The sequence below is a fragment of the Streptomyces luteolifulvus genome (assembly GCF_008806595.1).
Classification (GTDB): Bacteria; Actinomycetota; Actinomycetes; order Streptomycetales; family Streptomycetaceae; genus Streptomyces; species Streptomyces luteolifulvus.
The window spans coordinates 34,853-47,975 of the sequence record NZ_VZRB01000018.1 but is presented as its reverse complement, the minus strand read 5'-3'; the positions used below and the strand labels follow the sequence as shown (position 1 = coordinate 47,975).

Below are 13,123 nucleotides of genomic sequence, written 5' to 3'. Positions count from 1 at the left end.
GGGTTTACTTCGAGGACTTCAGACCGAGGTTGACGAAGTCGTACATACCGCTGAAGGCGTCGGACGTGTAGACGTTCGCCAGGCGGTTGCCGCGCCAGTTCACGAACTTCTCGAAGACGAAGGGCAGGTAGTACCCGCCGTCCATCACCGCGTGGTTGATGTCCTTGGCGATCTGGAGCTTGCCCGCGTCGTCCTGCGTCTTGACGTAGGTGTCGAACATGCCGTTGATCTTCTTGTCGTCGATCAGGGCGAAATTGTTGTTGCCGCTCTCGAGGATGTACTTGCCGTCCCACAGCGGCAGACCGAAGCCCTGGACGGAACCGAAGTCCGCGCCCCAGCCCATGATGATGATGCCGTAGCCCTTCTTCTTCACGTTCGAGGGGCTGCCGATGATGCCGCTGGTCTGCGAACCGTCGTACTGGTCGATGTCGACGGTGATGCCGACCTTCTTCAGCGAGGCCTGGAGGGACTCGGCGGTGGCCACCTCGACCGGCTTGTTGTTACGGACGGCGATGGTGGTCTTGAAGCCGTTCGGCTGACCGCAGGCCTTCAGCTCTTCCTTGGCCTTGGCGGCGTTGCCGCTCTTGTTGGCGCCGTTGAGCTCGTACGGGTCGTACTTCTGTCCCTCGGAGCCCGGGACGGTCGGCGGAAGCATGTTGGTGCCGATGTCACCACCGGCGACCGGGCCACCGCGCGCGGTCTGCAGCGAGACGTGGTCGGCGCCGTAGATCACGGCCTTGCGGCAGTGGATGTTGTCGAACGGCTTCACGCTCTGCGGGAAGACCGCGTAACGGATGTAGCCGGAGACCGGGTTGTCCAGGTTGGCCTTGTGCTCCTGGAGGGCGGTGGTGCGGCCCTGCGGGGACAGACCGGTCTGGTTGATGTCCAGGTCGTAGTCACCGGCGATCAGACGGGCGTCCAGGTCGTTGGCGTTGGAGAAGAACTTGATCGAGATCTTGTCCGGGTACGCCTTGCGGACCGGGTCCGAGGCCTGCTTCCACTCGGTGTTGCGGACCAGGGTCAGGTCCTTGCCCGGGTTGTACGACGCGAACTTGTACGGACCCGAGGAGAACGGGTGCAGACCGTACTTGGACTTGGTGTCCATGTCCTGGCGGACCGGGGACGCCGAGACCAGGGCGAGGATCTCCTCGAAGTCGGCGTTGGCCTCGGGCAGGTGGAAGACGATGGTCTTGTCGTCGGGCGTGTCGATCGCCTTCAGACCGAGCTTGTCCGCGGCCTTGTCCTTGTACGGGCCCTTGTACTCGCCCTTCGGGTCGAGGACGTCCTTCAGGTAGACCGGACCGCCGGACAGCACGTCCTGCGCCCAGACGCGCTCGATGCCGTACTTGATGTCCTTGGACGTGATCGGCTTGCCGTCCTCCCACGTGATGCCGTCACGCAGGGTGTACGTGTAGGTCTTGCCGTCGTCGGAGACCTTGGCCATGTCGGTGGCGAGGTCCGGGGTGAGCTCCGCGCCCTTCGCGCCCGGCTGCGTGGCGCTCGTGACGAGCTGACGGCTGTAGTAGCGGGCGAAGTTCCACATGAAGCCGTAGTAGCCACGCGTGGTGTCCCACGAGTCGGCGTCCTGGGCACCGGCGAACTTCAGCTCGCCGCCCTTGGTGGCCAGGTCGGCCTGGGCGACCTTGTTGTTCGCGGCGTCGAAGCCGGCGGCACCGGTCTTCGAACCACCGTTCTCGTCGCCGCCACCGCCGCCGCACGCCGCCGTGGTCAGCAGCGCGGCGACCGCGGCGACAGCGGCTGCGGCCTGCTTCCGCCGCCCTGAGGTGCGTTGGGTAGTCACGATCTCGGATCCTCCGGTTGTGATGAGAGACCCCGTGTGGGTGCCACGGGACGCTTGGTTACGGCAGTTCAGCGAGAGCCCTTCGGGTCCAGCGCGTCTCGCACGCCGTCGCCGAAGAGGTTGAAGGCAAGAACGGTGATGAAGATCGCTACACCCGGGATCACCATGTACGTGGGGTCCGACTTGTAGTAGTCGATCGCGTTCGAGAGCATCTGCCCCCAGGAGGCCGTGGGCGGTTTGACGCCCACGCCCAGGAAGCTGAGCGCCGCCTCGGTGAGGATGTTGGTGGGGATCATCATCGTCGTGTAGACGATGATCGGTGCGACCAGGTTGGGCAGCAGCTCCTTGAAGAGGATGTAGAGCCGCCCGGCGCCGAGCGATCTGGCCGCCTCGACGTATTCGCGCTCGCGCAGCGAGAGCGTCTGGCCGCGTACCACGCGTCCGATGTAGGGCCAGCCGAAGAAGCCGATGACCAGGATCATCACGAACAGGCGTACACCCGTGCCGGTCAGTCCCAGCATCTGGTTCGGCATGACGGAGACCAGAGCGATGATGAAGAGCAGCTGCGGGAAGGCCAGCAGGCCGTCCATGATGCGGCTGATGACCGAGTCGACCCAGCCGCCGAAGAAGCCGGCCAGGATGCCCAGGACGGTGCCCAGGATGACGGCGACGATGGCGGACAGGAAGCCGACGAGGAGCGAGATCCGGGCGCCGTAGAGGATGCGGGCGAAGATGTCGCGTCCGTTGACCGGCTCGACGCCCAGCAGGTGGTCGCTGCTGATCCCGCCGAAGGCGCCCTTGGGGGTGCCGAACAGAGGGTCGATCAGCTCCTCGTTGTGGGCGTAGGGGTCCTGGCCCACCAGGTCGGCGATGAAGGGCGCGAGCACCGCGACGACGATGAGGAACAGCACGACGATGCCGCCCGAGAGAGCGAGCTTGTCCCTCTTCAGGCGCTCCCAGGCGATCCGGCCCAGGGAACGTCCCTGTACGGCCTTCGCGCCGGCGCTGATTACCGCCGCTTCCTCGGCCGCGCTCGGGGCCGCTTCCGCGGTCGGCTCGTGCAATGGTGCCGTCATCTGGCAGGGACCCCTCTCAACCGGCGGTAGCCGGCCCGCGCTAGCCGCTGTGGCGGCGTGATCAGTCCGTAGTACGCAGCCGTACGTGCTCGTACACAGTCGTACACAGGGGCGAAACACCCCTGGTGCGGGAGTCTTCAACGCTTTGGCGATCTGTTGCCAGACTTGGCGAGGAAAGGATGCGTAAACGTGATGCTGTCCTGGGGGTTCCGTTATCCGGACAGTTGGTAACGGCGGTCGGACGGGGAGAAAATGGACACATGGTGCAGATAGTAATATTCCACTCGTCTCTACGCGCGCAGATCTTGACCCCCGTTCAGATCTTGGTCCCCCGAGGGACGACGGGGCCGGTGGGTCAGTACCCGCCGTGGACCGGCGGGTAGCCGTAACCGGCTGCGGGAGCCTGGGCCGGGGCCGCGTGCGCCTCCCGGTCGTAGAAGGGGCGGGCGTTCGCCCGCATCCACATCGCAACCGGGTCGAACTCGTCGGACATCGCCACCGTCGACACCGGCAGACCGTCCGGGACGGCGCCGATGGACTGCTGCATCATCGCGCGTACCGAGTCCACCGCGGGCGGGCTGGTGTCGTACACATCCAGACCGATGGCGAGATACGGCGCACCGAGCGCGGGCTGCACCCAGGCGCGGCGCAGCGAGCGGACGGCCGGGGTGCGATGGGCGTTCTGCGAGAGCAGGGCATAGAACTGAGGGATCTCGATACCCGGTTCGGACAATCTGAGCGGGCCGGCGGGCTGACGCTCCAGACCGGTCGCGATGCGGCGCAGGTCGAGCCAGGGGATGCCGACACCGCCGCCGGGGGCGTGCGGGTTCAGCCAGAGGCCGTAGTGGTCCGGGTAGAGGGTGCGGGCCACATCGACTCCGTCGACGACCTCGTACGAACGGTTCCAGCCGCTGGCCGAGAGTTCCTGGGCGGAGGTGACGCACGGGGCGTAGCCGTGGCCGTCGACCTCCATGTTTCCGTACTGGGCGTCGGGGGAACCGGCCTGGCCGTGCCACAGCAGCATCCAGATCTGGCCGGAGGAAGGGGTCGCGAGCGCGCGAAGCAGCGCCTCGTAGGCGTCGTAACGCCCCGGCGTGACTTGGCGCAGCATGTGCTCGACCTGCCCGGTCGCGGTGCCGCTGGCGCTCACCTGTACCGCCCCTTCGAAAAGTGCCCCGGATATGGAACCAGCTTAAGTTGCTCCACGGGCAACAGCCGACGCCCACGAGCCCCGGTCTTGTGGTGCGTTGGCGGCAGCGGGTGGCGGAGTTTCCGGCGCCCCTAGTACTCCCCCGTGTAGAAGGGGCGGACCTTTTCCCGCATCCAGTGGCATATCGGGTCGTCCGCCGTGTCCAGGAGGAGCAGGTTGACCGGCCACGGGACGGGGGCCCGGCCCAGGGCTCGGCCGAGGGCGTCCAGGGGGCCGGCGCGCAGGTCGCCCTCCAGGTGGGCGAGTTCGACGCCGATGAACATCACCGGGTCCGCCGTCTCGATGGCGGCGAGGCAGCGGCGGGCCGTGCGGACGACTCCGGTCCCGGCGAACTCCGCCGAGGCCGCGGCCAGGAAGTCCATCGGGTCGTCCTGCCAGTCGGGCTCGAAGAGCCGGACCCGGCCGCCGCTCGCCGGCCCGTGCAGCGGGGTCCGTCCGGCCCGGCACAGTTCGGCCACGGCCGCCGGCGGCAGCGGAACGCCGACCACGCCCTCGGGGTTGACGGCGATCCCGACCTGCGGCGGCAGACCGCGGGCGAACTCCACCGCGGGCGCGACGGTGTACGACATGTGCGGGCCGGCGACATGGCGCAGCTGCTCCTCGGAGCTGAAGACCGGCACGTACGACTGGCCCTCGATCTCCGTCGTCGGCAGGTCCAGCGGGCCGCTGTGGGGGCCGCCGCCGCTGGGCAGCGGCACCCAGAGGAAGCTGCGGCCGAGGACCTCGAGGATCCGTCCCCCGGCCGAGGGGATGCCGAGGGAGGCGGAGAGCACCTCCTCCAACTCGTTGCCGGGCCACCCGCCGTGGGAATGGGGGTGCGCCTGTGCCGGGAAGTCCGCGGGGAGATCCGCTGGGAAGTCCATCTGAATGACCGCCTGCTGAGAACCACTGCTGTGGCTGGAAAGGCTAGCGGGTCACGGCGTCGGCGGGATCAGCCCGTGAAGCCGATGCGGCGCAGGACGTTCGCCGCGTCCCGGTCCAGCAGCACCGCGGAGCCGCTGCCCTCGGGCAGGTCGCCGCCCTCCACGGAGCGCAGCAGGCGGGCGGCCGCCGTGCGATGGCGCAGAAAGGCGTAGCGCGAGACGCCCCTGCCGCGCTCGCGCTGGCCCTCGAGCGCGGTGTCCGGAGCGACGTCGAGCAGCAGCACATGCAGGGTGCCGCCCCGGCGGCGGGCCGCCCGGGCCAGCCAGCCGCGCACCCAGGACTGGGTGCCGCAGTCGTGCACGACGACTCCCTTGCCGGCGGCGAGGGCGCGGCGCAGTCCCGCGTAGTGGGCGAGGCGGACGAGCGGGCGGTAGACCGCGTACGGCAGGAAGCGAGGCATCCGCGCCGCCCAGCGGTCGCGGGTGTCCTGGGAGTCGATGCGGGTGCCGCGCACGGTGCGCCGCATGAGCGTGGACTTGCCGCTGCCGGGCAGACCGGTGATCACGACGAGGTCGCGGGGTCCGAAGAGCAGGGCGTGCGGGGTGTGGCCGCCGCGCTCGCGCAGGTCGCGGAGGAGTGGTGCCGGGCGGGCGCCGCACGCCCCGCGGGCCGGAGCCGCCTGCTGCTCGGGCACCGCGACGGCCGAGGTCGTGGCGTACGCCGTGGTCCTGTTCACCGTGATCGTCCTCCCCTGGGGTGGGTCACGAGTTCCCTCCCCTCCGAGTGTAAAGAGAAGGTAATTCCGGGTGTCTCGCGTTTTCGTGTTCGTACTGCCACAAGCCGGTTACAGAGGTGGACTGCCGTGTTCGCGCGATGCGTGCAATGATGTCCGCGCCAACTGCATACCGGCCGTTTGAATCCGCGCGGGAGAGTCCCCGGCAGCGCTTCGCCGAAGCGTCCTGCCCGGGGCGCCGAAGGAGCAAGTCCCTCCCTTGAATCTCTCAGGCCCCGTTACCGCGCGGGCGAGGCACATCTGAAAAGCGGGCCGCTGTCACAGTGGCTCCACCCAAGGTGCAAGCCATGGTCATCCGTACCCGGGATGGTCATGGCGAACCTCTCAGGTTCCGATGACAGATGGGGAGGAAAGACCTCGCCCGTCCTGCCCTGGGAGACGACCGACCGATGAGCAGCACCGCACCCCGTCGCACCGCGCTCGATGCCCTGCATCGTTCGCTCGGCGCGACGATGACCGACTTCGCCGGCTGGGACATGCCCCTGCGCTACGGCTCCGAACGCGACGAGCACAACGCCGTGCGCACCAAGGCCGGTCTCTTCGACCTCTCGCACATGGGCGAGATCACGGTGACCGGCCCGCAGGCCGCCCAGCTCCTGAACCACGCCCTGGTCGGCAACATCGCCTCCGTCGGTGTCGGCCGCGCCCGCTACACCATGATCTGCCGGGCCGACGGCGGCATCCTCGACGACCTGATCGTCTACCGGCTCGCCGAGACCGAGGCCGGGTCTTCTCACTTCATGGTCGTCGCCAACGCCTCCAACGCCCAGGTGGTGCTGGACGCGCTGGTGGAGCGTTCGGCCGGCTTCGACGCCGAGGTCCGCGACGACCGGGACGCCTACGCGCTCATCGCCGTGCAGGGCCCCGAGTCCCCGGGCATCCTGAAGTCCCTCACCGACGCCGACCTGGACGGCCTCAAGTACTACGCGGGCCTGCCCGGCACGGTCGCCGGCGTCCCGGCGCTGATCGCCCGCACCGGCTACACCGGCGAGGACGGCTTCGAGCTGTTCGTGAAGCCGGAGCACGCCGTGGAGCTGTGGCAGGCGCTGACCAAGGCCGGCGAGGGCGTCGGACTGGTCCCCTGCGGCCTGTCCTGCCGGGACACGCTGCGCCTGGAGGCGGGCATGCCGCTGTACGGGCACGAGCTGTCGACCTCGCTCACCCCGTTCGACGCCGGGCTCGGCCGGGTGGTCAAGTTCGAGAAGGAGGGCGACTTCGTGGGGCGCGAGGCGCTCCAGGAGGCCGCCGCCCGCTCCGAGGCGAACCCTCCGCGCGTCCTCGTCGGCCTGATCGCCGAGGGCCGCCGCGTCCCGCGCGCCGGGTACCCCGTGGTCGCCGGCGGCGAGGTGATCGGCGAGGTCACCTCCGGCGCCCCGTCCCCCACGCTGGGCAAGCCGATCGCGATGGCGTACGTCGACGCGGCGCACGCGGCGCCGGGCACTCCCGGGGTCGGTGTGAACATCCGGGGCACCCATGAACCGTACGAGGTCGTGGCTCTGCCGTTCTACAAGCGACAGAAGTGACACCCTCGTAGTCGTCACGGTCTTTGGCACATCTGCGTGACGTCGGGCACATCGTGCCTGCTCACGCCCGCTCCCAGCACTCCCCCATTCATCAGCGGTTTCCCTCGTAGAGGAGAATTCAGGCCATGAGCAACCCCAAAGAGCTGCGGTACAGCAAGGAGCACGAGTGGCTGTCGCCCGCCGAGGACGGCGTCTCGGCGGTCGGCATCACGGAGCACGCGGCCAACGCGCTCGGCGACGTGGTCTTCGTCCAGCTCCCGGAGGTCGGTGACTCGGTGTCCGCGGGCGAGACCTGCGGCGAGCTGGAGTCCACCAAGTCGGTCAGCGACCTGTACTCCCCTGTGACGGGTGAGGTCACCGAGGTCAATGAGGACGTCGTCAACGACCCGTCGCTGGTGAACTCCGCCCCCTTCGAGGGCGGGTGGCTGTTCAGGGTACGTGTCGCCGAGGAGCCGGCCGACCTGCTCTCCGCCGACGAGTACACCGCCTTTTCCGCAGGCTGAGGAGTCGTAGCCCCCTATGTCCGACCACACGTCGCTTCTCAACACGCCCCTGCACGAGCTCGACCCGGACGTCGCCGCCGCGGTCGACGCCGAGCTGCTGCGCCAGCAGTCCACGCTCGAGATGATCGCCTCGGAGAACTTCGCCCCGGCCGCGGTCATGGAGGCCCAGGGCTCGGTCCTCACCAACAAGTACGCCGAGGGCTACCCCGGCCGTCGCTACTACGGCGGCTGCGAGCACGTCGACGTCGCCGAGCAGATCGCCATCGACCGGGTCAAGGAGCTGTTCGGCGCCGAGTACGCCAATGTGCAGCCCCACTCGGGCGCCTCCGCCAACCAGGCGGCCCTGTTCGCGCTGGCCCAGCCCGGCGACACCATCCTCGGGCTCGACCTGGCCCACGGCGGTCATCTGACCCATGGCATGCGGCTCAACTTCTCCGGCAAGCAGTTCACCGTGGTCCCCTACCACGTGGACGACTCCGGTCTCGTCGACATGGCCGAGGTCGAGCGGCTCGCCAAGGAGCACCGGCCGAAGGTGATCATCGCCGGCTGGTCCGCTTACCCGCGGCAGCTGGACTTCGCCGAGTTCCGCCGGATCGCCGACGAGGTCGAGGCGTATCTGTGGGTCGACATGGCGCACTTCGCGGGTCTGGTCGCGGCCGGCCTCCACCCCAACCCGGTGGAGCACGCGGACGTGGTCACCTCCACCACCCACAAGACGCTGGGCGGCCCGCGCGGCGGCATCATCCTCGCCAAGCAGGACTTCGCGAAGAAGCTCAACTCGTCGGTCTTCCCGGGCTTCCAGGGCGGTCCGCTGGAGCATGTGATCGCGGCGAAGGCGGTCTCCTTCAAGGTCGCGGCGAGCGAGGAGTTCAAGGAGCGCCAGCGCCGTACGGTCGACGGCGCGAGGATCCTCGCCGAGCGCCTGACGGCCGCCGACGCCCGCGAGGCCGGGATCAACGTCCTGTCCGGCGGTACGGACGTGCACCTGATCCTCGTCGACCTGCGCGAGTCCGAGCTGGACGGCCGGCAGGCCGAGGACCGGCTGCACGAGGTCGGCATCACCGTCAACCGCAACGCGGTCCCGAACGACCCGCGTCCGCCGATGGTGACGTCCGGTCTGCGGATCGGCACGCCCGCGCTTGCCACCCGCGGTTTCACGACCGAGGACTTCGCCGAGGTCGCGGATGTCATCGCGGAGACCCTGAAGGCGCCTTCTCCCTTCGGGGAGGCCGACGCCAAGGCCCTGAAGGCCAGGGTCGAGGCCCTGGCCGACAAGCACCCGCTGTACCCCGGTCTGAACAAGTAGTTCCTTTTTGTGGGGTGCCCCGCACACTCGACAGTGGGCGGGGCACCCGACCCCCGCACCGCCCCCGTCCTGAGGAGTCACCGTGGCCATCTCGGTCTTCGACCTGTTCTCGATCGGCATCGGCCCGTCCAGCTCCCACACGGTCGGCCCGATGCGCGCGGCGCGCATGTTCGCCCGCCGGCTGCGCAACGAGGGCCTGCTGGACTCGACCGCCTCGGTCCGGGCCGAACTGTACGGCTCGCTCGGCGCGACCGGACACGGCCATGGCACGCCCAAGGCGGTGCTGCTCGGCCTGGAGGGCGCCTCACCGCGGACGGTGGACGTGGAGACGGCCGACCAGCGGGTGGAGGACATCAGGGCACAGGGCCGTATCCGCCTCCTCGACAAGCACGAGATCCCCTTCTCCTTCGACGACGACCTGGTCCTGCACCGCCGCAAGGCCCTCCCCTACCACGCCAACGGCATGACCCTGTGGGCGCACGACGCCTCCGGGGCCGAACTGCTGTCGAAGACGTACTACTCGGTGGGCGGCGGCTTCGTCGTCGACGAGGAGGCGGTCGGCGCGGACCGCATCAAGCTGGACGACACCGTCCTCAAGTACCCCTTCCGCACGGGCGACGAGTTGCTGCGGCTGACGCGGGAGACGGGCCTGTCCATCTCCTCGCTGATGCTGGAGAACGAACGGGCCTGGCGCACGGAGGAGGAGATCCGCACCGGTCTGCTGGAGATCTGGCGGGTGATGCAGGGGTGCGTATCGCGTGGCATGGCCCGTGAGGGCATCCTGCCGGGCGGTCTGAAGGTACGGCGCAGGGCCGCCGTGTCGGCCCGCCAACTGCGCGCCGAGGGCGACCCGTTGGCGCACGCCATGGAGTGGATCACGCTCTACGCGATGGCGGTCAACGAGGAGAACGCGGCCGGCGGACGCGTGGTGACGGCACCGACGAACGGAGCCGCGGGCATCATCCCCGCCGTACTCCACTACTACATCGACTTCGTGCCGGGCGCGGACGAGGACGGGGTGGTCCGCTTCCTCCTCGCCGCCGGCGCCATCGGCATGCTCTTCAAGGAGAACGCCTCCATCTCCGGTGCCGAGGTCGGCTGCCAGGGCGAGGTCGGCTCGGCCTGCTCCATGGCCGCCGGAGCCCTCGCGGAGGTGCTGGGCGGCAGCCCCGAACAGGTCGAGAACGCCGCCGAGATCGGCATGGAGCACAACCTCGGCCTGACCTGCGACCCGGTCGGCGGCCTCGTCCAGATCCCGTGCATCGAACGCAACGGCATGGCCGCGGTCAAGGCCGTCACGGCCGCGCGGATGGCGATGCGCGGCGACGGCTCGCACAAGGTGTCCCTGGACAAGGTCATCAAGACGATGAAGGACACCGGCGCGGACATGTCGGTGAAGTACAAGGAGACGGCTCGGGGCGGGCTGGCGGTCAACATCATCGAGTGCTGACCCGGCCCACAGCCGATCCCGCAATACGGTCACAAGTGCGACAAGCCACCCGTTGGAGTGAACCCGGGAGGAAAAGCCGTCCATTCCCGGCGCGGCTCTGTTGACTGAACGCTCAGGGGGTCTCGGAGAACCGGAGCGCGGGAACGGATGACGGCGGAGCGGCTCGACTATCCGCACAGGGGGGTCACGGGGGCGTCGCGCCGGCGCCGCCCCGCCCTTGTGCTGGCCCTTGCCGGACTCACCGCGTTCGCCTCGCTGACGGTCTTCGGCTCGCCGGACGAACGGGTCCGCCCGGACCTGCGGGATGGCTCGGTCTGGCTCCCGAGCACCGGCCCCGGACTGCTGACCCAGATGAACGGGGTCGCGCTGTCGCCCCAGTTCCAGCTGCCCATGCCGGAGCTGCGGGGACAGGAACGGGTGACCGTCGCGGGTTCCCTCGTGGTCACGGGCTCCCCCGGCCACACCGGCGACGAGTCCTCGTACTCCCTGGTGGACCCGGTCGGTCTGCGGGTGGACGGGCCGTTCACCGGGTCCGGCACCTGTGCGTACACCGCGGTCGGGACCCGGGTGTACTGCGTCGACTCCGCACACGGCGATCTCGTCGACGTACGCCCGGGGGCGGAGCCCGCATGGGAGCAGCGGGTCCGACTCGGCGGCCGGCTCGGCCAGTTGGCCCGGGACCGCCACGGCACCTTATGGGTGGGGCTGCCGTCGAGCGGGGCCGTGGCCGCGCTGCGCGGCGGCTCCGGGAAGGGGCGCGTCCACCGTACGACCGTCGGCGCACCCGGGGACCAGGTGTGGCTCGCCACGGCGGGCAAAGACGTGTTCGCCGTCGACACCGACGGAGCGTTCTTCGTCGCGCTGACGGGCGACGGACCGCACGCGCAGGTGCCGCTCCCCGACTCCGTGTCCCCCCGCGACCCGGTGGTGGGCGTCGGGGCCCCCTCGTCGTCCGCCCGTCATCTCGTCCTGCTCCTCAGGTCGGGAACGCTCGTGTCCGTCGATCCACGCACCGGTGCTGAAGTGGCCACCGTCAGGACCGGGGTGCCCGGGAACCGCAAGGCCGGCCGGGACTTCGTGGAAGCGGGCGACCTGGTGCACCTGCCGCAGGAGAACAAGGGCCGTGTGCTGGTCGTCGACATGCGCACGGGCCATGTCCAGGCGCCCGTCCGGGTCACCTCCGCCGCCGCTTCGCTGCAACTCGTGGAAGACGCGGGCGCGGTGTGGATCCACAACCCCCGTGGTCCGGAAGGGGTCATGGTGCGCGAAGGGCGGGCACGTGCCTTCCGGAAGTACGACACGGACCAGCCGCCCACCGGCAGGCACGGCGGTGCCGACGCCGAGCCCTCACCGTCCGCCTCGCCCACCGCCGCCTCGGACCGGCCCCCCACGAGCACGCCCACGCCGACCGCCTCCGCCACATTTCCGGCGGCTTCCCCGTCCGCGCGGCCCAGCCCGCATCCCGGCGCTTCCGGCCGGCCACCGGGCAACGACCCCGGTACCGGCGCCGGGGACCCTGCGCCCGGCCCCGGTGACGGCACTCGGCCCACCCCCACGGACGGCCCCGGCGGCGGTCGGCCCACCCCGACGGGCGGCCCCACGGGACCGTCCGGCGAACCGTCCGACAGTCCGGGGATCGGCGGCCGGCCCGAACGCCTTGCCACGCTCCCCGCCACAGGGTCCGCCGGATTCCGGCCGGACGGCGCCGTCCTCGCCCTCAGCGACGAACTCTGGGACGTGAGCGATCCCGCCCGGGTGCGCCGCATCGGCGCCCTGCCCTACAACCACCTGCAGGCCGCCCTCTACCTGACCAGCCCGGTCTTCACCCCGGACGGAACGACGGTCTTCGCCCGCGGACGTTACGAGACCTACGCCTACGACGTCCAGGACCCCACGGCCCCCCAGCACTTGGCCGGGTGGGGATCCGCGCACCCCAGCAGCGGTCTCGCGCTCTCGGTCGACGGCCGGAAACTCGCCTCCGGCACCTCCGACCTGCTCGGCAGGAGCGGCTCCTACGACCTGATGGACGTCTCGGATCCCGGATCCCCCCGCGTGATCACGGGCGGCGGCATCCAGGTGGAGAGCCCCGTGTGGCACACCTCGATCAGCGCCGACGGAACACTCGTCGCCGCCTCCCTGAACCATGACGTGGCCGTGCTCGACGTCTCCCACCCCGAACCGGGCGACGAGGAGAACCCGCCCGGCCCCGCGACCCAGCTGAGCCTGACGCCGGCCCTCGGGGAGGCGACCTTCGCGCCCCGAGGGCGGCTGCTCGTCGCTCAGGACGAGGGCGGCGGCTGGGTGATCCTCAGCCTCACCGATCCGACGAACCCTCGCACCATCGCCCGGGAGACCGGCCTCGAGGGCGTCACGGAGTTCCACTTCAGCCGGGACGGCAGACGGCTCACGCTGCTGGGCGGCGCCGGAACCCCCGGGACGGCGACCGCACAGATCTGGGACGTGTCCCGTCCGGAACGTCCCCGGCTGCTCCATCAGATGCCCGCACCCGACGGAGCCTCTCTCGCCCTCGACCCGACCGGAACACTCCTCGCCGTCTCCGGTGGCACCGGCACCGAGCTGTGGCGCATTCCATGACG

General features: G+C 69.9%; 10 protein-coding genes and 2 riboswitches. Of the genes, 5 read left to right on the top strand and 5 right to left on the bottom strand.

The window, feature by feature from the left end; translation table 11 throughout:
• Positions 1-4 precede the first annotated feature (4 nt).
• The 5 genes from F7R91_RS24285 to F7R91_RS24265 form a co-directional block, all read right to left on the bottom strand.
• A complete protein-coding gene (locus tag F7R91_RS24285) occupies positions 5-1,801 on the bottom strand; it encodes an ABC transporter substrate-binding protein (protein ID WP_150951236.1) in 1,797 nt (598 codons plus the stop codon).
• Positions 1,802-1,869: 68 nt separating this feature from the next.
• Positions 1,870-2,877: an ABC transporter permease gene (locus F7R91_RS24280; RefSeq protein ID WP_150951235.1), complete on the bottom strand. Its 1,008-nt coding sequence runs from the start codon at positions 2,875-2,877 to the stop codon at positions 1,870-1,872.
• Positions 2,878-3,232: 355 nt separating this feature from the next.
• On the bottom strand, positions 3,233-4,027 hold the full coding sequence (locus tag F7R91_RS24275) for an enhanced serine sensitivity protein SseB C-terminal domain-containing protein (RefSeq protein WP_150951234.1): 795 nt from the start codon (positions 4,025-4,027) through the stop codon (positions 3,233-3,235).
• A 131-nt stretch (positions 4,028-4,158) separates the two neighbouring features.
• Complete coding sequence (locus tag F7R91_RS24270; RefSeq protein WP_150951233.1) at positions 4,159-4,950, bottom strand: enhanced serine sensitivity protein SseB; 792 nt, start codon at positions 4,948-4,950, stop codon at positions 4,159-4,161.
• Positions 4,951-5,018: 68 nt separating this feature from the next.
• A complete protein-coding gene (locus F7R91_RS24265) occupies positions 5,019-5,687 on the bottom strand; it encodes an AAA family ATPase (protein ID WP_150951232.1) in 669 nt (222 codons plus the stop codon).
• Positions 5,688-5,865: 178 nt separating this feature from the next.
• A riboswitch (glycine riboswitch) is annotated at positions 5,866-5,978 on the top strand.
• Positions 5,979-6,095: riboswitch (glycine riboswitch) on the top strand.
• 38 nt (positions 6,096-6,133) lie between these two features.
• Here F7R91_RS24265 and gcvT point away from each other — a divergent pair.
• The 5 genes from gcvT (at position 6,134) to F7R91_RS24240 (ending at position 13,121) form a co-directional block, all read left to right on the top strand.
• Positions 6,134-7,267: a glycine cleavage system aminomethyltransferase GcvT gene (gcvT, locus tag F7R91_RS24260; RefSeq protein ID WP_150951231.1), complete on the top strand. Its 1,134-nt coding sequence runs from the start codon at positions 6,134-6,136 to the stop codon at positions 7,265-7,267.
• A 125-nt stretch (positions 7,268-7,392) separates the two neighbouring features.
• Positions 7,393-7,770, top strand: coding sequence for a glycine cleavage system protein GcvH (gene gcvH, locus F7R91_RS24255; RefSeq protein ID WP_150951230.1), 378 nt, complete (start codon positions 7,393-7,395; stop codon positions 7,768-7,770).
• Between the two features lie 16 nt (positions 7,771-7,786).
• On the top strand, positions 7,787-9,076 hold the full coding sequence (gene glyA, locus F7R91_RS24250) for a serine hydroxymethyltransferase (RefSeq protein WP_150951229.1): 1,290 nt from the start codon (positions 7,787-7,789) through the stop codon (positions 9,074-9,076).
• An 82-nt stretch (positions 9,077-9,158) separates the two neighbouring features.
• A complete protein-coding gene (locus F7R91_RS24245) occupies positions 9,159-10,526 on the top strand; it encodes an L-serine ammonia-lyase (RefSeq protein ID WP_150951228.1) in 1,368 nt (455 codons plus the stop codon).
• Positions 10,527-10,673: 147 nt separating this feature from the next.
• Positions 10,674-13,121: a hypothetical protein gene (locus F7R91_RS24240; RefSeq protein ID WP_150951227.1), complete on the top strand. Its 2,448-nt coding sequence runs from the start codon at positions 10,674-10,676 to the stop codon at positions 13,119-13,121.
• Positions 13,122-13,123 lie beyond the last annotated feature (2 nt).

Excerpts from the sequence above, each read along its gene's own strand:
- F7R91_RS24280 (WP_150951235.1), bottom strand. The coding sequence starts at position 2,877 with ATGACGGCACCATTGCACGAGCCGACCGCGGAAGCGGCCCCGAGCGCG.
- F7R91_RS24270 (WP_150951233.1), bottom strand. The coding sequence starts at position 4,950 with ATGGACTTCCCAGCGGATCTCCCCGCGGACTTCCCGGCACAGGCGCAC.
- gcvT (WP_150951231.1), top strand. The coding sequence starts at position 6,134 with ATGAGCAGCACCGCACCCCGTCGCACCGCGCTCGATGCCCTGCATCGT.
- gcvH (WP_150951230.1), top strand. The coding sequence starts at position 7,393 with ATGAGCAACCCCAAAGAGCTGCGGTACAGCAAGGAGCACGAGTGGCTG.
- glyA (WP_150951229.1), top strand. The coding sequence starts at position 7,787 with ATGTCCGACCACACGTCGCTTCTCAACACGCCCCTGCACGAGCTCGAC.
- F7R91_RS24240 (WP_150951227.1), top strand. The coding sequence starts at position 10,674 with ATGACGGCGGAGCGGCTCGACTATCCGCACAGGGGGGTCACGGGGGCG.